Here is a 22,430-nt window from a genome sequence, read left to right as displayed (position 1 = left end):
ATCTTTTATTTAAACCACTTATCATAAATTTTGTCAAAAGCTCCATCTTTTTTCATTTCTTGTAATGTTTCATTTATTTTCTTACAAAGTTCTGGATTTTCTTTAGATGTTGCTACAACATAATCTTCTAATCCAAAATCTTCTTTTAATACTTTATATTTATCTTCACCTTTTTGTCCCATATAGTATCTAATTAAAACTTCATCACCAACAACTGCACTAGTTCTACCTATTTCTAAGTCTCTAAGTGCTTTATCATAAGTATCATAAAGAACTGGAGCTCCACCCTTTAAGCTATTCATAAAATCTTTATCTTTTTCTACTGCATCAAGAGCTGTTGAACCTTGTTGAGTTCCAACTTCTTTATCTTTTAAATCAGCTTTTGTATTTACTTTTGAATCACTTAAAGTAACTATTATTTGTTTATTTTGTAAATAAGGTTCTGTATATGATACTATTTTCTTTCTCTCATCTGTTATAGAATATCCATTCCATAATACATCTACAGTTTTTGAATCGTTTAACTCTGTTTCTTTCATTGACCAATCTATTGGTTGAAATTTAACTTTCATTCCAAGTCTCTTAAATGTCTCTTTTGCTAAATCAACATCAAATCCCACTGTTTCTCCTTTTTCATCTAAAAATCCCATTGGTACAAATGTATTATCAAATCCTACAATTACCTCTTTTTTTGATGTATTTGAAGTATTTTTATCCTTTTCATTATCTGATTTTGAACAACCTGCCATTCCACTTACTAAACCTAACATAATTGTAAATAATCCTAATTTTTTTAATATATTTTTCATAATATTCTCCCTCATCTTTTAAATTTTTAAATATTTTGATTATTTTAGAAAAAATGTATCTGTTGCAATATAATTTTCTGCGCGCTTAAAAAATTATATTAAAAAACTCCCGTCTCTAGCTATTGCTAGAGGACGGGAGTTAAATCTCGTGGTTCCACCTCTGTTCATTAATGCCTCACGACACTAACCTCTTTAAGTACAATAAAATTATACTCTAGCACTATAACGGGTGCAAGGATACCGGAAAGCTCCTAATAAAGTATTTTTACTCTTTCAGAGTCCTGCTCAAAGATGTGTTCAAAGTAAAATCTATTGCTCCTCTCACCAATCGGAAACTCTCTGTTTAAGATTACTTACTTTTACTATTTCTTTTCGTAGCATTTAATGTTGTTTTGAATTCTTATTATGATATTGATTTTATATCATAAGGTAATATCTGTCAATATATATTTTAAAATAAATATAAAAATCTAATTCCAAGGCACAACTTCCACCTCACCATAACATCGTTCTACCAATCTATTAGAATACTCTCCTTTATATCCCAAAATAAAAAGCAAAACAAGCTCAATATATCTTGTTCCAATTGAAATTATATTCCAAATGTCTTCAACTTCTAATGTAGCTCTATGGGCTTTTCTACTTGGATGAACTATACTATTTCTTAAATAAATAATTAAATCTATTCCATCATCAAACTTCTTTTTTATCATATTGTCAAATATATCTAACTCATATTTACCATATGGTATCTTACATATATCAAGTAGAAGTCTGATATTTTTAGATGCCAAATTATGGTCAAAAGTTTCATCTGTAAGCACCTTATTCTGCTCTACTAGCATTACATATGACAAAGTTTCAAGTGCAATCTGTACAGATATTATATTATTTTCCATAGTCACACTTCCAAGAGACTCTATATACCAATCAACAACACTCTTTATCGCAGAACCATAATAAAAATCTTCTAATTTTTTACACATGAGACTTATATATTTTTCCATATTATGATAATTTGACAGCGTATCTGACCATGTTGGTACATATCTAAAAGGTGTTATTTGATTCTCATTCCAAATTCTATAAACTTCATTACCATTTCTATATCCTTTTGCCAAACAAAATCCAACATATCTGCCACACATAAAACTCAAGGCTGTTGCTATTCTATCTAAAAGATTTATTGTATTATTAGTTCTAAAAATTTTACCATCTTTTCTTCTAATCCTACCTATATGAGTTATTATTGCTCCAGATTTAGACTTCAAATCTGACTTTAATTCTTTTCTATAATCATACCGTTTATCTATAGTAACAACATAATCATTTATATCAAATTCAATCCTACCTGCATATACTTTATCATTGTATTTTATAAGTTTTCCAGGTATTTTATCTAAGTTTATTATATTAAAATCTACATGTTCAACATAAGAGTTTTTAGATTTTATACAATCATCATTGATATATCCTTCTATGCCAAAATCACTTAGAGTATTTATTGTTATAGAAATAATCTTATAACCATAGACCTCAAGAATAGCATTATCATAATCCAAAACTAAGTTATCATCTTCATTTTCTATATCTTCAATGCAACCTATATCTGCTTTAAAATTTATGGATATTGGAGGTGTCATTTTATAATAAATTTTTCCATTACATCTATATTTCTTATCTAAATATATGCAAAATCTACCTTTATAGATACTAATATCTTCATTGATATCATAGCTTAAATATGGTGATGTTATAGCATCATCAATTGCTTTCATTTTTGTTCCCACCTTTGCTTTTGTATAATAACATGGGGATTTCAGTTCTTTTTTATTTAGTAAAACCCAATCTATTATATAATTCAATATATTATTTTTATTAATTATGTATTTTATAATTTCTTATAAAAACAGTATCATTCTAGTATCATCGTTTGTTAGACACATTATGTATTTTTAAATTTTTTATTTATTAATAATACCTAAAGTGGATTGTAAGAAATCATTTTACTACCAAAGCTTTTATTCATTTAGATATTATCATTCATATATATACATTGTCAAAGAAAACATTTAATTTATCAAATATTTTCTTTAACAATATATTATCTATAATTTTATAAATAATACATTTAACAAACTGAATCTATTTCATTGAATGATTTTTCAAAATAAAAATGGTAGCTTTAATTTGTTATTTCAAAACTACCATTAAATTATGTATATTCTCTTTTAACATATAAAGCTTTTACTCATTACAACAATTTTTACTACTTTTATTTAGTCTATATATTCAAGCATATTATAATACTCATAAAATTGGAACCCAATATTCAATCAAACTTTTACCATCCTTATCAACTACATCCTGTATTGTTTCTAAATTAGTTTTCATAATGCCTCCTTCTAGTATGATTGTACATAATTCTGTCTTAGCTGTTTTCACATTTCTTGCTATTGTCAAAAAAATTAATCCCTAATGATGATATCAACTGGTAAAATTTAGATAATATATCTTTACTCAAGATTAGATAAAGTATTACTTATATCCTTTTCTACTAATGGTTTCATATTATCATTATAAATACTTATATCTGCATTACTTAATTCCCTTCTTATACGATGAATAAGTTGTTTCTTATATTTTGTAATATTAGGTAATGACTGAATAAAATTTCTCGCCACAGAAGGCTTTTTATCCACTATGTGACTTAGTATACTATCTATATTCATTTCAATTTTATTATCAGTATCCCACTTAGCATTTGCAACTATTAATGACAGTCCTCTTGTACGAATATATGAACTTTCATTATTAATCATCTCTAGAAAATAATCAAAGAAACAGTACGTAATGTTTGATTTTTTGCTTTCATTTTCTAGAAATAAAAAAGTTTTATATGCTTCAGTGTGATTTTTTGAACATAAGTCATTAATAAGCAAATCAATATTTTCCAATACTTTCATCTCCTTTGTAACAAATATTTATTTAAGCTGAGTATAACATAACAAAAAATAAATAGAAATAATTGAGATACCTATATAAATATTATCTGTTAATTAAGCTGATTTACATCAATGAATGCTAATACTCAACTGTCATTTAAATTCTGTTAATAAATAATATAACTTTTTTCTAAATTATACTAGCAAAAAGACGCTCCTTTCTGAGCGTCTTTATAATATAAAATCTAATATTCTTTTAAAGTTCATTGCGTTTTATTTGCAACTAATAAGTTATAATATAATAGACTTATTAAATATATTATATCAAATAGCTTATATTCTATAGCTTATATTTATTATAGTTCCTTTTTTAAAGTTTCTTTTAAACTATCATATGCAAAATCCATTATCTCTCTACATGCAACTAAATCTTTTTTTAAGTCTATACATAACTCTGAACCGTACTCATTTCTTACTGTTGTTGTCAAATCTTTAGCATATGCTTTAGCTTTAGTGCTTTCACCTTCATGGTTTCTACCTCTTACATATCCAATTATTATATTTGAGGCGTTTACTGCACCACATAAACTAGCAACTCCACAGCCTGAACCTAATCCACTACCTAAACAAACTGGTATATCTGTATTAAACTCTTCATTATATGCTTTTATAACTGACTCTGCACAATTGAACCCCTTTTCATGATATTTTGATGCTATAACTTTATTGCACATTAAAACTCCCCCTTATCATCGTAAATTAAAAATTTCTTCTAACATAATTATATCAAATATTAACAAAAAAATCACTTTTAACCAATTTAACTATTTTTTTCTAAATCTAATAATATTTTTTTTAAGTCAGAATGATTTCCCATATATCCACCAACATTGTTTTTACCAACAACTCTGTGACAAGGTATTATTATTGGGATTTTATTGCTTTTACTTGCTTGTCCAATTGCTCTAACAGACTTTGGATTATTTATATTTTGTGCTATTTCTGAGTATGATAGTGTTTTTCCATAAGGTATTTTTAACATTTCTTCATAGACAGATTTTTGGAATTCAGTACCATCAACACGTATTTTTAAATCAAATTTTTTTCTTTTTCCATTAAAATAATCGTCTATCTGATTTATTGCTTCTTTTAAATCTTCTTTACTTCTTTTTATATCTATTCCTTTTTTAATATATTCTTCTTTTAAATTATTAAATTTTTCATCTCCTATATCTACGCTAACTACAAAACCATCTTCACTCAATATGTACAAATTTCCTATTTTAGACTCATAAACATCATATACTAAATTCATATAACTTCCCCCCCTTTTATATTAGTATACATATAATTTTTCAAGTAATAAAGAGTTACCCTAAAAAATATAGAGTAACTCTTTTTATAATTATTAATATAATAGTAGCTTATTTAGAAAGCTATAAATTTTCAACATGTGAAACCTTAATCTTCTATATTTTTAAAAGCTTTAGAAAGCATAAGTTTTATCCTGTTAAGCTGATTCACCTCACTTGCAGAAGGGTCATAATCAATAGGAATTATATTTGCATTCTTATATAACCTTTTTAATTCTTTTATGGAACCTTTACCAATTATATGATTAGGTAAACATCCAAAAGGTTGCATACAAATGATATTTTCCACACCTTCATTTAATAATTCAACCATCTCACCTGTTAAAAGCCATCCTTCTCCAGTTTGATTTCCTAATGATACTACTGGTTCTGTATTCTTCGCAACTGTTTTTATATTTCCTGGAGCATAAAATCTTTTACTTTTATCAAGTGCTTTTTTATATACCCTTTGGTATATACTTGTTATGTATATAAAGGCTTCCCCTATCATTCTACTTTTTCTACTTCCTTCTAAATGAGTGTGCTTATAAATAGTATTAAACGCACAACTTAAAAAGAAATTTGTAAGGTCTGGTACAACTGCTTCGGCTCCTTCTCGCTCTAATATATTCACTAGATTATTGTTTGCAATTGGATGAAATTTCACTAATATTTCTCCAACTAAACCTACTTTAGGTTTTTTAATATCTAATATCTCTAGGTTGTCAAACTCATTTACTATCTCTTTTATATTTTTAGTAAATACAGAAATTTTAGCTTTGACAAGAGATTTTTTACATATATCAACCCATTTTTCATATAGAGCATTTGTACTTCCAATAACTTTCTCATATGGTCTCACTTTATAGAGTACTTTCATTAATAAATCTCCATACACAACAGCCATAAAAAGTCTATTGATTAATTTTAGCGATACATTATCCATTATTCCACTATCTTCTATTCCATTTACACTAAGTGCAATAACTGGGACATCTTTAAATCCTGCATCATACATAGCTTTTCTTAAAAATCCAATATAATTTGTAGCTCTACAACCGCCACCAGTTTGAGTTATTGCAACAGATGTATTATTTAAATCATATTTTCCAGACTTTAATGCTGTTATTAATTGACCTACTACTATTATAGCTGGATAACAAGCATCATTATTTACATATCTCAAACCTTCCTCAATAACACTACTATCTGTATCTTTTAAAATTTCTATCTTATATCCACTCAAATTTACAGCTTCTTCAAGAAATTGAAAATGTATAGGTGACATTTGCGGTGCTAATATAGTATGTTTGTTCGTTATTTGATTATTCTTTGCATACTGTATTCTATCTACTTTCATATTTTTTACATCTATATTTTTACTTTCTCTTTCAAACATAGCTGCTTTTAAAGACCTCATTCTTATCTTTGCAGCTCCTAAATTATTACCTTCATCAATTTTTATAATAGTATATATTTTAGATTTTTCATTAAGTATTTCTTGAACTTGGTCTGTAGTTACTGCATCTAAGCCACACCCAAATGAATTAAGTTGAACCAATTCTAAATAATTTTTATCTCTTACAAAACTAGCTGCTTTGTATAATCTTGAATGATAGACCCATTGGTCTACAACTCTAAGTGGTCTTTGCATATTTGCTAAGTGACATATAGAATCTTCAGTAAGCACTGCCATGTCTAAAGAATTTATAAGCTCTGGCATTCCATGATTTATTTCTGGATCTATATGATATGGTCTACCACATAATACAATTCCCTTTAAGTTTCTCTCTTTTATCTCCTTAAGTGCTCTTTCGCCTGCTGCTTGCATCTCCATTTTAAATGAATTTTGTTCATCAGTAGCTTTATCAACTGCATGATTAATTTCTTCCTTAGTTATATTTATACCAGTAAAACGTTTTGATAATTCCTCATGAAGTCTCTTTTTCAACTTTGCCTTATCATTTAAACTAATAAATGGATTTATGTAATTTATATTTTTGTTTCTTATATTTTCCACATTATTTTTTATTACTTCAGAATAGGATATTACAACAGGACAATTATAATAATTATCTGCACTTAAATCCTCTTTATTTTCATTGGTCACACTTGGATAAAATATATTTTTTATTCCTTTTGAAATTAGATTTTCTATATGCCCATGAACTAATTTCCCAGGATAACACACTGTTTCAGAAGCAATGCTAGTTATACCAGTTTCATATAATTGTTTTGATGACCTATCTGAAAGTACAACTCTAAATCCCATATCATTGAAAAATGTAAACCAAAATGGATAATCTTCATACATATTTAATACTCTTGGTATTCCTATCTCTCCTTTTTTTGCCTTATCTTTTTCTAATGGTTTGTATTTAAAAATCCTGTCATATTTATACTTAAATAGATTTATGGGGTTTTTCTTTTCTAAACCTATCTTTTTATCGCCATAAATGGCTTCTCCCTTCTCACATCTATTTCCTGAAATAAAAATTTCATTATCAGAAAATTTGTTTATTGTAAGAAGACAATGATTTGAGCATCCTTTACATCTAATTACACTTGATTCTAATTTTATACTATTCAATTCTTCTTTAGATAATAAAGATGTTTGATATCCACTTTCATACTTCTCTCTGGCTATAAGAGCTGAACCAAAAGCACCCATAATTCCAGAAATATTAGGTCTAATTACATTTTTGCCAATTAACCTTTCAAAACTTCTAAGTACTAAATCATTGTAAAATGTTCCACCTTGTACAACAATATTATTTCCAATCTCATTTAAATCTCTGATTTTTATTACTTTAAATAAAGCATTCTTTATTACAGAATAGGATAAGCCTGCTGATATATCTCCAACACTTGCTCCTTCTTTTTGAGATTGTTTTACTCTCGAATTCATAAACACAGTACATCTTGAACCTAAATCTACAGGACTTTGAGAATAGACACCTTCATGTGCAAATTCCTCTATTGTCATAGATAAAGAACTTGCAAAGGTCTCTAAAAATGAACCACAGCCTGATGAGCAAGCCTCATTTAATATTATATTATCAATTACACCATCTTTTATTTTTAAGCACTTCATATCTTGACCACCAATATCAAGTATAAAGTCTACATCTTTATTAAAAAATTTAGCAGCTTTATAATGTGCTATAGTCTCTATTTCCCCATTATCTATTTTTAATGCTTTTTTAATAAGCCCCTCTCCATATCCAGTTACAGTTGAACTCAAGATTTTAACGTCTTTTGGTAATATATCATATATTTCATTTATGACCTTGATTGTTGTTTTTAGTGGATTTCCTTCATTACTATTATAATAAGAATATACTAGATTCCCATCTTCATCAATAAGCGCGGCCTTAGTAGTAGTAGAACCTGCATCAATTCCTAGATAACAATTTTTATTAATTGAATTTATATCTACATAATCTATTTTTTCTTTTTCATGTCTTTTTAAAAATTCTTCATACTCATTTCTATCTTTAAATAAAGGTTCTAATAAATTTACCTCTCCATCTTCAATGTTTTTTATATTGTCTAGTTTTTCTATTAGAGATTTAAGTTTTATACTATCTTCATCTACTGATAATAATCCTGCTCCAATAGCAATATAAAGCTGTGCATCTTCTGGGAAAATTACATTTTCATCTTTTAAATCTAGTACTCTTTTAAAAGCTTCTCTAAGTTCAGATAAAAAATACAATGGCCCACCTAAAAATGCAACATTGCCTTCTATTTTTCTTCCACAAGAAAGAACACTTACTGTTTGTACGACAACTGCATTAAAAATACTCATTGCTATATCAGTCTGCTTAGCTCCATCATTTATAAGAGGTTGAATATCTGTTTTAGCAAAAACACCACATCTTGAGGCTATTGGGTAAATAACATTGTAGCCTTTAGCTAATTCATTTAAACCACTAGCATCTGTCTTTAAAAGCGAAGCCATTTGGTCTATGAATGCTCCAGTACCACCTGCACATATACCGTTCATTCTTTGATCTATTCCTCCACTTAAATAGGTTATTTTTGCATCTTCTCCTCCAAGTTCTATAACAACATCAGTTTCCGGATGGAAATATTCTATTGATTTTGTACTAGATATAACTTCTTGGACAAATTTCACCCCAAGTTTTTTTGAGATTCCAATTCCTCCTGAACCAGTTATTATAATGGTTGCATTTATATCTCCCAATTTTTCGTATATTCCATTTAGTACTTCTTTAACTGATTTCTTCACATCAGAATAATGTCTTTTATACTCTTTATGAACTATATTGTTATTATTAAGTACCACAACCTTTACTGTTGTAGAACCTACATCAATTCCTATATGAAATAATTCATCCATTGTACCCCTCCATACTTATATGCTTTTTTAATTTTTGTAAGTTCTATGGTTTTATTTTAAGTAAGTTATTTTATAATTTTTATGATTAATATTTTTGTTTTATGATTCTTTTATTAATCAATCTTACTCTACTAGGTAATTTCTAATCATACCTTTAAATTTTAAATAAGAACATATAGTTAGTGTACTAAATTTTGTCATAAATTTCTACAGATTTTTGTTACTTTTTACATAAATATAACTTAACTCTAATACCAATTTAATGTTCATATATTATAAAATATCTTCATTCAAAAAAAATAGTTGTCAGTACACAATTTCTTATTGCATATAGACAACCATTTTTTTGTATATTATTTTTTATTTTAATTATTTCTATTCATCATATTTATGATACGAGCATAAATATAAAGTGAGCTGCTGCTCCTGCACATAAACCACCTATTGTATGAGAAAGAATTGCTTTCCCAGCTAATTGTCTAGCGTTTAATGCATCCATCATACCAATATGTGTACTTAAATATCCACTCCAACACATACCCATTGCTGTAAATACTGCTATATCATTAGGAGTTATAGCTCCTGATTTTATAAATTCTGGAACTAAAGACATTGCTGCTCCAACAGCTCCTAATGAAGTTATAGGAAATGCTATTGCCTCTGGTGATGTAAATCCAAATAATGGCTCTAATATAAATCCAAGCTTATCTCCAAGAACTGGAAGTAATTTTATTCCTTCATATGCAGCTCCTGTATAAACCTCTTGACCTGTAACAGGGTCTGTAGATGGTCCAAAAGTTAGTAGCATAACTAATGTACACACTACTAGGACACCAGGGATTATAGCCATTCCCATGTCTACGCCCATCTTACCACCTTCAAGAATAGCATCTAAGCCTCTTTGGAATACATTTCCTTCTCTTATTTCTCTAAATTCAGCTTTTTTCTCTAATGTTCCTGCTGCTTTATCTTCTTCTGGATTATAGTTATAAAACTTCTTAGTAAATGTCAACATTATTCTAACACTTACAACACTACCTATTACTGCACCTAAGTTACCAATCAATGCTGGCAATACATATTCTGTACCTTGAGATATCATAAATGTTGTTAAGATAAGTCCCATACCAAAAGCTGTTCCTAAATTACATAGTGCTGGAACTTGATATTGTTTAAAATACTGTGTGAATGTTTTATCTTTAGCAAAAGGTATAATAGCTGGATTATCTGATAAATAAGTTGTTATAGCTCCTGCTATACTAGCACCAGGTAATCCATATAAAGGCTTCATAAATATAGCGAAAATTTTATTAATTAATGCTATTACTCCAAACTCTGAAAGTAGTGCGCTTAATGCGCCTGCAAGAACTGCCATAGCCATAATTAAGAAAACTGTCTCTAATAGTAAAGCATGTGCTGTACTCATTATTACTTTAAACATCATTCCTGCTCCCATAATGCTACCAACATAGCCAAATCCAACTATTAGTAATATTATGAAAACGAATGTCTCCATGCTTACTGCCTTAACCTGTCTCCTGTCTGTTAACTTCTCCATTTTGAATCATCCCTTCTTTTCTTTTGTTGTAAAGCTTAACAAAACCTTTTCTCTTTTTTAATTATACTTATAAATATTACTCTTTGCAACTTTATTTGTCATTTTTTTATCATATTTAAAATGAAAACCAGTATTCCAATAATAAAAATTTTTCAGATTTCTGCAAGTTTTCGACATATTATCTTTCATATATAAAATAATACAATTTCTTACTAAATAGACATATCCCACTCTAACGACCTAATATCCACTAACAAGTTGTAACTTGTATCTTTTACATGAACCAAAAAAGATTATGAAAAAATTTTTCCTTCAATATTTTTCATAATCTTTCTTTTATTTTTATAAAATTTTTTCAAAACTTTTTTTCAAGTTATGTACTATTTTAATTTTTCAGCTATATATTTTACCAAGTCAACAGTTCTTGAAGAATATCCCCATTCATTATCATACCATGAAACTACTTTGACCATATTGTCCTCTATAACCATTGTGGACAGAGCATCTATGATAGATGATCTTGAATCGCCTCTGTAATCTATAGAAACAAGTGGTTTGTCACAGTATCCTAAAACACCCTTTAATTCTCCTTCAGCAGCTTCTTTTAATACAGAATTCACTTGCTCAGCTGTAACGTTTTCTTTAAGTTCACATACTAAATCAACAAGTGAAACTGTTGGTGTTGGCACTCTAAGTGAAAAACCATTTAATTTTCCTTCTAATTGTGGTAATACTCTTGACACAGCTTTTGCTGCTCCTGTAGTGGTAGGTATTATAGATTCAGCCGCTGCTCTCGCTCTTCTCAAGTCTTTGTGGCTCTTATCTAATATTCTTTGATCGTTAGTATATGAATGTACAGTAGTCATTAAACCTTTTACTATACCAAATTTTTCATCCAATACTTTAGCAAATGGTGCTAGACAATTTGTAGTACAAGATGCATTTGAGATTATATTATGCTTTTCATTATCATATTGTTCTTCATTAACTCCAACAACTATAGTTATATCTTCATTTTTTCCTGGAGCTGTTATTATTACTTTTTTTGCGCCTGCTTTAATGTGTTTTTCTGACTTTTCTCTTTGTGTAAATAATCCTGTTGATTCTATAACTATATCAACCCCCAATTCTTTCCATGGTAATTCTTCTGGGTCATTGTATCTCAGTATTTTTATTTCTTTAGAGTTTACTATTAGTGTATCTTCATCCTTTGCTTCTACCTCACCTCTAAAAGTTCCGTAACATGAATCATATGTAAATAAATGTGCCAAAGACTCTGTTGTTGCTCTTGCATTTATGGCTACAATTTCTATATTATCTCCTAATTCTTCTTGAGCTATTCTCAACACAGCTCTTCCTATTCTTCCAAATCCGTTCATTCCTACCTTAATTTTCATTATGAAATGTCTCCCTCCATTACTATGTTTTTACATGATTATTGTACACTAAACAATTCATTTGTTCAATACTTTTTCTAGATTAAATAATTAAATTCTGTGTTTTTTTATTATCAAAAGACAATTAGTGTATCATTTTTATCTCTTTTAACCCTTATTTAGTATATACTTTTTAATATAAAGAGGCTAGAGGGACGTATTTTGCCCAATGTCCCTTGGGACATATTTCACCACCATTTTTTTGAATTTTTAAACTATATTTATATTTGAAAATACAATATGTATTAAAAGATTATCTCTCAACACAAAACATATAAGGATTACCTAAAAATAATCCTTGTATGTTTTTGTATTGATTACTTTACAGCTTAAAAAAATAAAACAAAAAAGAGATTATATCATTATATGAATAAAATAAATTTTTATACTTTACTCACTCACATAATACAATCTCTTTTCTGTATAATTATTCAAATAATTTAGTTCCTAAACTTACAAACATTTGTAAAATTAAAAATGCTTTTGTATCTATCTTATGATTACTCTGTAAAATTTCTTTTGCTTCATCTTGTGAAACTAAAATAGCTTCAATATCTTCATCTGGTTCTAAAAATTCATCAGTTATATTACCATCACATATACAGTAAACAAATGCAATCGATTCATCACTCATACCAGGAGATAGATAGACTTTCTCATTACTCTTATTTTTTTGAATTTCTAAAAGAGTAAGCCCAGTTTCCTCTCTAAGTTCTCTTTCAACAGAAATATCTATAGATTCACCCTTATCAATAAGACCTGCTGGCAATTCGTATATATATCCATTAATAGGTACTCTAAATTGTTTTATTAAAATTAATTTTTTGCTACTTTTATGAAGACCTACTATTGCGACTGCATCTGCACTATCTGCCTTATTTTCAAGATAAATACTTTTTAATTGCTCACTGCTTTTTCTTGATGCTACCATCCATACCTTATCTTCATCTAGCTTATTTTTATACTCAATTTCAAAAAGTCCCATAAACTTACTTTCAACCAATGGATTTATATTCTTTATTATAGTTTTTTTCAAATTTACTACGACCTCTCTTTATTTAAATACCTTTAAGTAATTATATACATAATAATTTAAAATAAGTATTGGATACAGTTTCTTATATTTCCATTTCTAAGTTATCTTTATCTATGAACCCTACTTTAATTTCACAATCAAATATTTCTTTTAATAATTTTGCTAATTCTTCCCTTGCACTCATTACTTTATCTAAATTTGCATCAGTAAAACCATCTATAGGGAAAAATATATTTTTTGAACTACTTGTAATTTTTCCTTCTTCACCTTGTCTCCATATCCATCTTCTAGTTTTTACCATATCTCCAACAGAATAAATTAATTCTCCTTCTTCCATCAACTCAACTTCAGTTTCTCCAAATGGAATAAATTTATCCCCTTTTTTTGAAAATCTAACAAATACATCATCATCTCTAAAATCCATATCATGTGCACCCATTGGAAGTAGATATTTTAATGAAATAGAATTTCCTAAGTCTACAATAGGATTTATATGTGGAAGTTTTTTATTTTTAGCAACTCTTGTTGTCATTGCTTCTATCGAACTCATAAATTTATTTGGATTCATTCCTAGGCTTCTAAATGCTTCTCTATATGGTATAATTTCTTCTGCTTCTTTTACCTTTTTATCTTTAAAGTACTCTTCTACTCTGTCTATACTTATATCTAAAAGATTATTTATTCTTTCAATTTCTTTAGTATTGTCTATTCCTTTTGCAACTACTACACCAAAACATACATTTTCTAATTTATCAAATACTTCTTTTTCTACTATGAATTTCATTTTGCCTTGTCCTCCTGTTATTTTACATTATTTTCTAAGTAAATTTTATCACTTTATGTCTTATAAATATACCCCCTATTTTAGCAATTGTTTAATTTTTTAAAATTTTCCAATTAATATAATATTACTTCTTATGAAATATTTTATATATAGTAATTGTAGATTAGGCTTTTAAAAAAAATATTCTTGATTTATAATGTATAATATATTTTTATTATACGTCTTACGGAGGTAATATTGTGAAAAATTTGATTTCTATATATTTTATAATTATTAATATTATTGGTTTCTCTTCAATGTATATTGATAAGAAAAAAGCAATAAAAAATAAATGGAGAATAAAAGAAGCTACCCTTATTACCATAGCAATAATTGGGGGTAGCATAGGTTCTATCATTGGAATGTATTCTTTTAGACATAAGACTAAGCATATTAAATTTACACTTGGGATACCATTTATAATATTACTACAACTGTTATTATTATATTTTTATATGCTTTAAAGTGATTTTTTAATATAATAATTCTATCTTTATTAATAATTTAAGGTGTATAAAATTTTTAATTTTATACACCTTTTATCTAGCAATTCATAAAAATCCAACCAATTAGATTAATGACCTTTATGTTTGGCTTTTCTTTTCTCTTGTTTCAAATTAAAAAGTCTTTCTTTTTCTTCTTCTTTTCTAGATTTAGATAGGATTTTTTTATCTTGTTTTCTTTCTTCATATTGAAGCTTAAGAGCATTTTGTGCTTTAGTTCCTATAGTTTCTTTAGCCTGTTCTTTTTTTACTTTTCTCTGCATCCTTTTGTATCCAATGTTATCTTTAGATACATTTTTCTCCAATTTAATGCTTCCAAAATTTAATGAAAAGAACTTTTCAAGTATGAATTCATATACTTCTACATCCTTTGGTTCTGCTCCAAAAACTACCCTACACACCTCATATTTTTTACTATCTTGTCTTTCGAATACACCTATCCAAAACGGTTCTTCAAATAAGACTGTTAATTTTCCACTAACATTATCCATTGCTAGTTCCTCCTATTTATTTACTTTATTTCTAAAGAATGGACAACCAAGGAGGCAGGTTACTGACAGCAATTGCTGCGTCTGGACTACCAACCAGACTGTGTTTTTATCTTCGTCAATTAAATACTAACTTTTTTATTTTAATTTGTCAATGTTGACATAAACTTATCTTCTTTATTATTGCTATTAACAACTCTAACTATTTTTCTTTAAATATTATACATTATTTCTCCATGCATAAATAAAGCTACTTCCCCAGAAATTTTTACAACATTATCCCTTAATAATTCACACTGAATAATACCACCACGATTAGAAAGTTGTGATGCTATCATTTTATCTTTTCCCAACTTTTCAGCCCAATATGGTATGAGACTACAATGAGATGAACCTGTAACAGGGTCTTCTGAGTCTAATTCTGGACAAAAATATCGAGAGACAAAATCTGTATCAGTTCCTTGTGATGTAATTATAACACCTAACCAATCTGTTAATTTACTTAAATCTTGATAATTAGGTGTATAGTCTATAACTTCTTGTTCATTATTTAGTAACAATATTAAATCTCTTGAAGAGTAGATAGCCACTGGTGTACAACCTATTAAACTACGTTGTTGTAATGATAATTCAATTTCAACAGGTTCTCTGTTTGGAAATATCATTTCATATAGATTTCCATTTCGTGTAACTTCAAGATTTCCGCTTTGAGTAAAAAAACAAATTTTCTGAATATCTATATCAATAAAATTGGATATAACATAAGCTGCGGCTAAAGTTGCATGACCACATAAATCAATTTCTGCTTTAGGTGTAAACCATCGTAAATCATAATTTCCATCATTTTCAACTACAAAAGCTGTTTCTGGAAGATTATTCTCTGTTGCTATTTTCTGCATTAATTCTAATGATAATCTCTTTTCAAGAACGCAGACACCAGCAGGATTTCCTTTAAATAATCTATTTGTAAATGCATCAACTACATAATATTTCATTATTCATACCTTCTTTCTAATTTAAAGTTAGGAATACATTCATATTATCTCATATTTAAATAATCAAAACAAATTACTATTTCTTATGAATCTATATAATATATTTATCTACTTTTGATAATGATTTATTGACATATAAAAATAAAATGCCTACTTATCAATATTTCAACATTATTTTCTTTTGTGACAAAATCTCTTCTATACTAATTGCAGTGACTTTTCTTTAAACCACATTATGACAGTAATAATTGTTGCACATACATCTGCTACCAATTGAGTTGCAATAAGACCTGTCATACCCCATAAGTTTGTGAAAATCAGCAGAAATGGAATGAACAGTAAACCTTGACGACATATACTTAACATACCACCTTGTTTTGCCTTTCCAATTGCTAAAAAGTAATTTCCTATGACAATTTGAACCCCTAATGTCATAAATGAAATAGCATCAACAATTAAAGCAGTTCTTCCAATTTCCAATACTTTAACTGATTCTTGATTAAATACATAAATAAATTGCTTTGAAAATAAAATGCACAAAATTCCAAACAATACATTTATAGCAGTACTCCAATATATTGCTGTCTTAGTAGCTCTTTCAACTCTATCTATTTTTCCTGCACCATAGTTATATCCAACCAGAGGAGAATAACCTTTTAAAAAACCATACAAAGCATTGGATTCCAAAGACATAAGGCGATTAACAATTCCCATAGCAGCAATGGCAGCTTCTCCAAATGGTTTGGCAACAATATTAGTTAAACTCACAGCGCCACCAGTCAAAAATTGAAAGAAACAAACTGGTAGACCTATCTTGAAAATCTCTGTGTAAATAGTACGCTTAATTTTAAAATAACTAAAAGAAATTTTCAAAAATGTATGCCCTTTTAAAATATAAAACCCATAAAATGAAGTAGAGACAAGTTGTGAAATTAATGTTGCAATAGCAGCACCAGAAACTCCCATATGACATACAAAGATTAAAACTGGGTCTAATATGAAGTTTGTCAATCCACCAAACAACATAGCAGTCATACTAAATGAAGAACTCCCTTCTGCAACTATCATATTATTCATCATTATATTGAAAACATTGAATATAAGCCCCAAAATATATATCAAACCATATTCTCTTACATAATAAAGTGTGTTATCTGTTGCCCCTAAAGAATTCATAAGAGGATTAAAAAATAATAGCATAATTGTAACCAAAACAGCGATTAAAAATATACCTGAAAAGAAAGCTATACTACTACAAATCTTTACTTCCTCATATTCTTTTTTACCAAGAAGCCTTGAAATATAAGAACCCCCACCACTTCCAAAAAGCAGCCCTATTCCAGTACCAACCATAGTTAATGGATATACTAAGGATACTGCAGCAGTTTGCAGTGTACCCAAACGACCTACAAAGAAAGCATCAACAATATTATATAATGCTGATACTACCATCCCTATCATAGTAGGCATTCCTAATTTTAACAGTGATTTCCTTACATCTTCTTTTTCTAAAAGATAGATTCTTTTTTGATTTCCATCCATACCAATCATCCTTTCAATTGTTTTGTTTCAATACAGTATAGTTACTAAACATATTTTTAAAAATAATTGCTACCCTCTACGATAGCAATTTTTTCACATATATCACTTAATTTTCTTCTAGTTTTTTATCAATACTTTCTTCAAAAGCAGAAAAATAACTCAGCATATATTCATAAAAAGGTTCTGGCATATCATCTAACAGTTTGAGTGATTCATCATTAGTTTGCTTATGATACTCTTGATGAGCTTTATAATTTTTCATTCCATCATCTGTAAGGCTCAAAACTACTTCTGTATCAGAATCAGGAGATACTTTTTTTACCACCATCCCTTTATCTACTAGTTTATAAATCATCTGAGAAGCTGCGCCTTTTGTAATACCTAAAGTATCTGCAAGAGATGTAATATTTATCCCAGGATTATTACCAACAGCTGCTATTGTATGAATTTCTGATTTTGACAATAAAAGCTCTGTTCCATAAGTTCGTTTTTTATCCTCCCATTGATTGTATTTGTGAATAATACGTTCCATCAGTGTAATTAGTTTAGAATAATCTCTCATACTTTCACCTCTATGTGTTTAGTTTCATTACTGTTTAGTTACTATACATATTATGTCCTTGCTTCTCAATTGTCAAGTTTATCTTTAAGAAATATCTAAAGATTTATTTTATAATTGAATAGTTCTTATAGGCTTTTAAGTGTTTGTAAGTATTGTTTTTTCAACATTTTTATTTTTCATTTTAATCCTTTTGTCAGTTAAATGTCAGCAAAATATTTTAGCCACAAATTTTACATAAGTTTCCGACAGCTTATCTCTATTTTTATCCACAGCAATAAAAAGGTAGCACTTATATTAGTAGCTACCTTTTAATATATATTAATCTTCTTCTTGCCAACTTTTTATCCAATCTCCTATTTCTATTATTTTTTCTTCAGTTATTTCCTCTTTATTATGTAGTTTTGAAATTAACTCTGACAGGGGATTGTTATGTAAACCTCCAAATATTCTTTTTCCTTCTAGTTTTAGATATTATTTTTCTTTTACTAATACTGTATAGTGTACATGTTTTCCAGTTCTCTGGGATATTAAAAAACCTTTTTTACTTAGCCTCGCTAAAAGTGTAATTGTAGTTGTATGTTTCCAACCATATTTTTCCTCCATTTCATCTGCAACATCTTTCGATATTACAGTTTTGTATCCCGAATTGCAAATATTTTTCATCAATTTTAATTCCGCATCTGGTAATTTTTTATTCAACATAATATATTCCTTCTTTCTATATAAACAGAGTTATCTTTTTACTATATTTTGCATATTTTTTATAAGTCTTTTTAATTTTTCTTCTATTGTATTATTTCTTTTATGTATAGTTGTAAATATTCGTATGAAAAAGTTATTATCTTTACTTATACACCTTTCTTCTTTTCTAGCACTTAAATATTCTTTTTTAATTACTAGCACCTCATAGTTTGATTTAAAACTTACTATTTTCTTTTTTAATATTCTCATCTTTACTAATCTTTTTAGAAGAATTTCTGTTGTGCTTTTCCTCCACGTATATTTTTCTTTCATTGCTGCTATTATTTCTTTTTTAAATAGAATAGATTTTTTACTCCACATATATTCCATCAACATCAATTCCCCTCTGTGCAGTTTCTCTACTACCTCTTGTTGCTCCATTTTATGTCACTTCCTCAAATTCAATCTAGCTTAAATTAATAATAGGAGTTTTTTTATACAAAAACTACAGGGAAATTTTTCCATATACTCTACATTTTCAGATTATTTTTTCTAAAATAAAACGACATTCATATTTATAAATTTATTCAATTTTCAAATTTTCAAACAATGATGTTGAATAATAACTGATTTCGTTGTATTATTAAATTGTAGAGTAAAACTAAATCGGCAAAACTAGAGAAATTTAGTGACGCAAAGCTATAGGGACTAAGATTTATAAAATTCTTATAAATTATGTCAGCCAGTTGCCAAAAAGATATTTTTCTTTTTGTTTTTATGAAAGTTTTTTAGGGGGATAATAATATATGTTTAGAGATAAAATGGATAGATGTACACATATGTTAACTGCTTATATTGGTAGTTCATATGATTATTGTGATTTTATAGATACACAGTTAGATGATTTTATACTAGAGTACGGAGAAAATGTAGTAGAAAATTGCTTACATCAAGTGATGGTATTGGTAAGTAAGTATAATTAAATAAAATTTGTTTTCTAGAAGAACCCTTTTTAGTTTTATCTACATTTATATTAATATCTAGTAATACAAAACTCTTAAATATATTTTTAATATTAAGAATAACCAAAAATGTTAACTAAAAAATATAATTACATAGACATTTCTATTAATCTATGATACAATAGTATTTATGGTAATACACAATTAAATCAAGTATGTCTTGATACAGGTTAATAGGAGTATTTTTAATGAATAATGGAATAGTGAAATGGTTTAATAATGAAAAAGGATTTGGTTTTATATCAATAGAAGGTGGAGATGATGTATTTGCTCATTTCTCAGCTATACAAACTTCAGGATTTAAATCATTAGAAGAAGGTCAACAAGTAAGCTTTGATATAGTTAAAGGTGCTAGAGGTCCTCAAGCAGAAAATATAACTATATTATAATATATAGATTTTTCGGGAAAGACTCTTTTGAGGGTCTTTTTTTATTGCTAGTATATATAATATAATTATTGATGAATCAAATAATATTGTATGGAAAAATGAAAAAAGCACTCCCGCTCATGAGAATGCTTAATTGCAACTATAGAAGCATATTGGTAGTACACTTCTATTTTTTATTATATCATTATAGTTTATGTTGTTAAAAAGACCTATTTAAATCAATTTTAAAATATTTTGAGTAGTGTTCTTGATATTTTTACATTAATGGATTGCAAAAAATAAGCACTCTTTTGCAGGAGTGCTTCTAGTGTATATTAATGAAGCATGCAATATAATTATAACATGTTTTAGTATGATAATTTTCGTTCTCTTCATTATTACAATACATATTATAGTTTTACTCATTTATATTAATAATCACATATATAGATAAAATTATTTATATATATATAATATTTAGTTACTTTATCCAATGATACTCTATTTTATGATATAATTATTATAAAATAGAGTATCATTTTCGTATTATTAAATGAAATTTATGCAAAATTACTTAAGTTATGGAGAGTTTTATTATGTTGGATATGTTTATAACAATGGTTTCTTCTATTATAGAAATTTGGGCATGCAAAAAAGTGTTTGATTACACAAGTAAAGTAAAAACTAGTTTAATAAATTTATATTTTTTAATTTCCACTTTTATTATTATTTCTACTTTCTATACTAATGTTGGTGCTGATAATAGAATATTAATATGCATTTTTGTAATGTTTGTTTTTTATAAATTAAATTATGAGGTTAATATGTACAAATGTTTAATAGTTTTGTTTTCTTACTGGGCGATATTGGTGTGCATAAATGCATTAAGTATGATAGTAATAGTTTCAATAAATAATTTGAGTTCTATGAATATTTTATTAAATGATAATTTTTATAGATATGAAACTATAGTTTTAGGAAATGTAGTTCTAATTGTTTTATTGTACATTTATAAATTCATATCTAATGATTTGCAAGTGACTAAAAGAGAAATTTATATGTGCATACCAATAGTAGCAAATATGATATCATTTTTTATATTTTATAAATATATCTTAAAACTTCTAGATATTTCTTCTACTACCAGATTAGATATATTAATTATGGTACTATTATTAACATTTTCTAATATAGCATTGATTTCTAGCCTAGTTAAAATATTAAAAAGTAATAAAAGATATATTGAGTTAACTAAACTACAGGAAAAAATAAATGCTGAAAATAAATATTATAGTAATATAAAAAAATATTACATTAAGACAAAAGAATTAAATCATGATATGAAGAATCATCTTATTTGCATTAAGGAAATGAATAAAAAGAATATTGATACTAGTAATTACATAAACAACATAGAAAAAAAGCTTGATGAATATAGTACGGTATTTGATACAGGAAATATTACTTTAAACATTATATTATCAGAAAAAAAAGAACTTTGTATAGAAAAAGAAATTGATTTTACAATTAATATGAACTTTAGCGATTGTAATTTTATTAAAGAAGAAGATATATGTTCTATATTTGCAAATGCATTAGATAACGCAATCGAAGCTTGTGAAAAAATCAAAAATAATGATAAAAAAATCAAATTACAGGGAATGATAGTAAATAAATTCTTTGTAATAAAAATTACTAATACAAAATCAAATGATATTTTATTAAAAAAGAATACTTTTTTAACTACAAAAGAAGATAAAGAATTTCATGGATTAGGAATAAAAAGTATAAAAAATTCTTTAGAAAAATATGGTGGTGCAATTTCTATAAATTTCTCTGAAAATTTATTTTGTTTAAATATGATGATACCAATTAGAAAATCACAAAAATATTCAAATATTGCATATTAGAATAGTTAATATCCATAATTTATTAATAAAATTA

21 protein-coding genes, 1 riboswitch and 1 other annotated feature are annotated in these 22,430 nt (G+C 27.2%); of the genes, 4 read left to right on the top strand and 17 right to left on the bottom strand.

What is annotated here, in order from left to right; translation table 11 throughout:
- Positions 1–5: 5 nt before the first annotated feature.
- From KGF46_RS10175 to KGF46_RS10125, 11 genes are all read right to left on the bottom strand, one after another.
- Positions 6–809 (bottom strand): amino acid ABC transporter substrate-binding protein, encoded by an 804-nt coding sequence (locus tag KGF46_RS10175; protein WP_227828504.1) that lies wholly within the window; start codon positions 807–809, stop codon positions 6–8.
- Positions 810–934: 125 nt separating this feature from the next.
- Positions 935–1,194: a binding site (T-box leader), on the bottom strand.
- A gap of 85 nt (positions 1,195–1,279) precedes the next feature.
- Positions 1,280–2,587: a hypothetical protein gene (locus KGF46_RS10170; RefSeq protein ID WP_227828503.1), complete on the bottom strand. Its 1,308-nt coding sequence runs from the start codon at positions 2,585–2,587 to the stop codon at positions 1,280–1,282.
- 532 nt (positions 2,588–3,119) lie between these two features.
- Positions 3,120–3,272 carry a hypothetical protein gene (locus tag KGF46_RS10165; protein WP_227828502.1) on the bottom strand — a complete coding sequence of 51 codons (153 nt, stop codon included), beginning with the start codon at positions 3,270–3,272 and terminating at the stop codon, positions 3,120–3,122.
- A 53-nt stretch (positions 3,273–3,325) separates the two neighbouring features.
- Complete coding sequence (locus KGF46_RS10160) at positions 3,326–3,766, bottom strand: SufBD protein (protein ID WP_227828501.1); 441 nt, start codon at positions 3,764–3,766, stop codon at positions 3,326–3,328.
- A gap of 344 nt (positions 3,767–4,110) precedes the next feature.
- On the bottom strand, positions 4,111–4,488 hold the full coding sequence (locus tag KGF46_RS10155; protein ID WP_227828500.1) for a C-GCAxxG-C-C family (seleno)protein: 378 nt from the start codon (positions 4,486–4,488) through the stop codon (positions 4,111–4,113).
- 86 nt (positions 4,489–4,574) lie between these two features.
- On the bottom strand, positions 4,575–5,069 hold the full coding sequence (locus KGF46_RS10150; RefSeq protein ID WP_227828499.1) for a methylated-DNA--[protein]-cysteine S-methyltransferase: 495 nt from the start codon (positions 5,067–5,069) through the stop codon (positions 4,575–4,577).
- Between the two features lie 146 nt (positions 5,070–5,215).
- Entirely contained in the window at positions 5,216–9,472 is a 4,257-nt protein-coding gene (locus KGF46_RS10145) for a 2-hydroxyacyl-CoA dehydratase (RefSeq protein ID WP_227828498.1), read from the bottom strand.
- A 388-nt stretch (positions 9,473–9,860) separates the two neighbouring features.
- The gene (locus KGF46_RS10140; protein WP_227828497.1) at positions 9,861–11,030 is read right to left on the bottom strand and encodes a hypothetical protein; all 1,170 of its coding nucleotides are present in this window, start codon (positions 11,028–11,030) and stop codon (positions 9,861–9,863) included.
- 380 nt (positions 11,031–11,410) lie between these two features.
- Positions 11,411–12,427, bottom strand: coding sequence for a type I glyceraldehyde-3-phosphate dehydrogenase (gene gap / locus KGF46_RS10135; protein ID WP_227828496.1), 1,017 nt, complete (start codon positions 12,425–12,427; stop codon positions 11,411–11,413).
- Between the two features lie 466 nt (positions 12,428–12,893).
- On the bottom strand, positions 12,894–13,502 hold the full coding sequence (locus KGF46_RS10130; protein ID WP_227828495.1) for an NUDIX hydrolase: 609 nt from the start codon (positions 13,500–13,502) through the stop codon (positions 12,894–12,896).
- Between the two features lie 82 nt (positions 13,503–13,584).
- Positions 13,585–14,286 carry a B3/4 domain-containing protein gene (locus tag KGF46_RS10125; RefSeq protein WP_227828494.1) on the bottom strand — a complete coding sequence of 234 codons (702 nt, stop codon included), beginning with the start codon at positions 14,284–14,286 and terminating at the stop codon, positions 13,585–13,587.
- A gap of 239 nt (positions 14,287–14,525) precedes the next feature.
- Here KGF46_RS10125 and KGF46_RS10120 point away from each other — a divergent pair, with 239 nt between their 5' ends.
- The gene (locus KGF46_RS10120; protein WP_227828493.1) at positions 14,526–14,789 is read left to right on the top strand and encodes a DUF1294 domain-containing protein; all 264 of its coding nucleotides are present in this window, start codon (positions 14,526–14,528) and stop codon (positions 14,787–14,789) included.
- A gap of 110 nt (positions 14,790–14,899) precedes the next feature.
- On the opposite strand, the gene KGF46_RS10115 is transcribed toward KGF46_RS10120, so the two are convergent.
- The 6 genes from KGF46_RS10115 to KGF46_RS10090 form a co-directional block, all read right to left on the bottom strand.
- A complete protein-coding gene (locus KGF46_RS10115; RefSeq protein ID WP_227828492.1) occupies positions 14,900–15,319 on the bottom strand; it encodes a YjdF family protein in 420 nt (139 codons plus the stop codon).
- Positions 15,320–15,528: 209 nt separating this feature from the next.
- A complete protein-coding gene (locus KGF46_RS10110; protein WP_227861448.1) occupies positions 15,529–16,311 on the bottom strand; it encodes a PhzF family phenazine biosynthesis protein in 783 nt (260 codons plus the stop codon).
- Between the two features lie 198 nt (positions 16,312–16,509).
- On the bottom strand, positions 16,510–17,853 hold the full coding sequence (locus KGF46_RS10105; RefSeq protein WP_227861960.1) for an MATE family efflux transporter: 1,344 nt from the start codon (positions 17,851–17,853) through the stop codon (positions 16,510–16,512).
- Between the two features lie 106 nt (positions 17,854–17,959).
- Positions 17,960–18,415: a MarR family transcriptional regulator gene (locus KGF46_RS10100; protein WP_227861959.1), complete on the bottom strand. Its 456-nt coding sequence runs from the start codon at positions 18,413–18,415 to the stop codon at positions 17,960–17,962.
- Between the two features lie 471 nt (positions 18,416–18,886).
- Positions 18,887–19,117, bottom strand: a complete 231-nt coding sequence (locus tag KGF46_RS10095; RefSeq protein WP_227861958.1) for a BlaI/MecI/CopY family transcriptional regulator — start codon at positions 19,115–19,117, stop codon at positions 18,887–18,889.
- A gap of 30 nt (positions 19,118–19,147) precedes the next feature.
- Positions 19,148–19,537: a BlaI/MecI/CopY family transcriptional regulator gene (locus tag KGF46_RS10090; RefSeq protein WP_227861957.1), complete on the bottom strand. Its 390-nt coding sequence runs from the start codon at positions 19,535–19,537 to the stop codon at positions 19,148–19,150.
- A 217-nt stretch (positions 19,538–19,754) separates the two neighbouring features.
- A riboswitch (cyclic di-GMP riboswitch) is annotated at positions 19,755–19,850 on the top strand.
- Positions 19,851–19,902: 52 nt separating this feature from the next.
- Between KGF46_RS10090 and KGF46_RS10085 the strand changes: the two genes are divergently transcribed.
- From KGF46_RS10085 to KGF46_RS10075, 3 genes are all read left to right on the top strand, one after another.
- Positions 19,903–20,079, top strand: a complete 177-nt coding sequence (locus KGF46_RS10085) for a hypothetical protein (RefSeq protein WP_227435413.1) — start codon at positions 19,903–19,905, stop codon at positions 20,077–20,079.
- A gap of 227 nt (positions 20,080–20,306) precedes the next feature.
- Entirely contained in the window at positions 20,307–20,507 is a 201-nt protein-coding gene (locus tag KGF46_RS10080; RefSeq protein ID WP_021384215.1) for a cold-shock protein, read from the top strand.
- 575 nt (positions 20,508–21,082) lie between these two features.
- The gene (locus KGF46_RS10075; RefSeq protein ID WP_227850392.1) at positions 21,083–22,396 is read left to right on the top strand and encodes an ATP-binding protein; all 1,314 of its coding nucleotides are present in this window, start codon (positions 21,083–21,085) and stop codon (positions 22,394–22,396) included.
- Positions 22,397–22,430 lie beyond the last annotated feature (34 nt).

This window comes from Clostridioides sp. ZZV14-6153 (assembly GCF_020657855.1).
In the GTDB taxonomy this organism is placed as follows: domain Bacteria; phylum Bacillota; class Clostridia; order Peptostreptococcales; family Peptostreptococcaceae; genus Clostridioides.
Note: the sequence above shows the minus strand (reverse complement) of the source record. Positions and strands in the feature narration are given on the sequence as shown.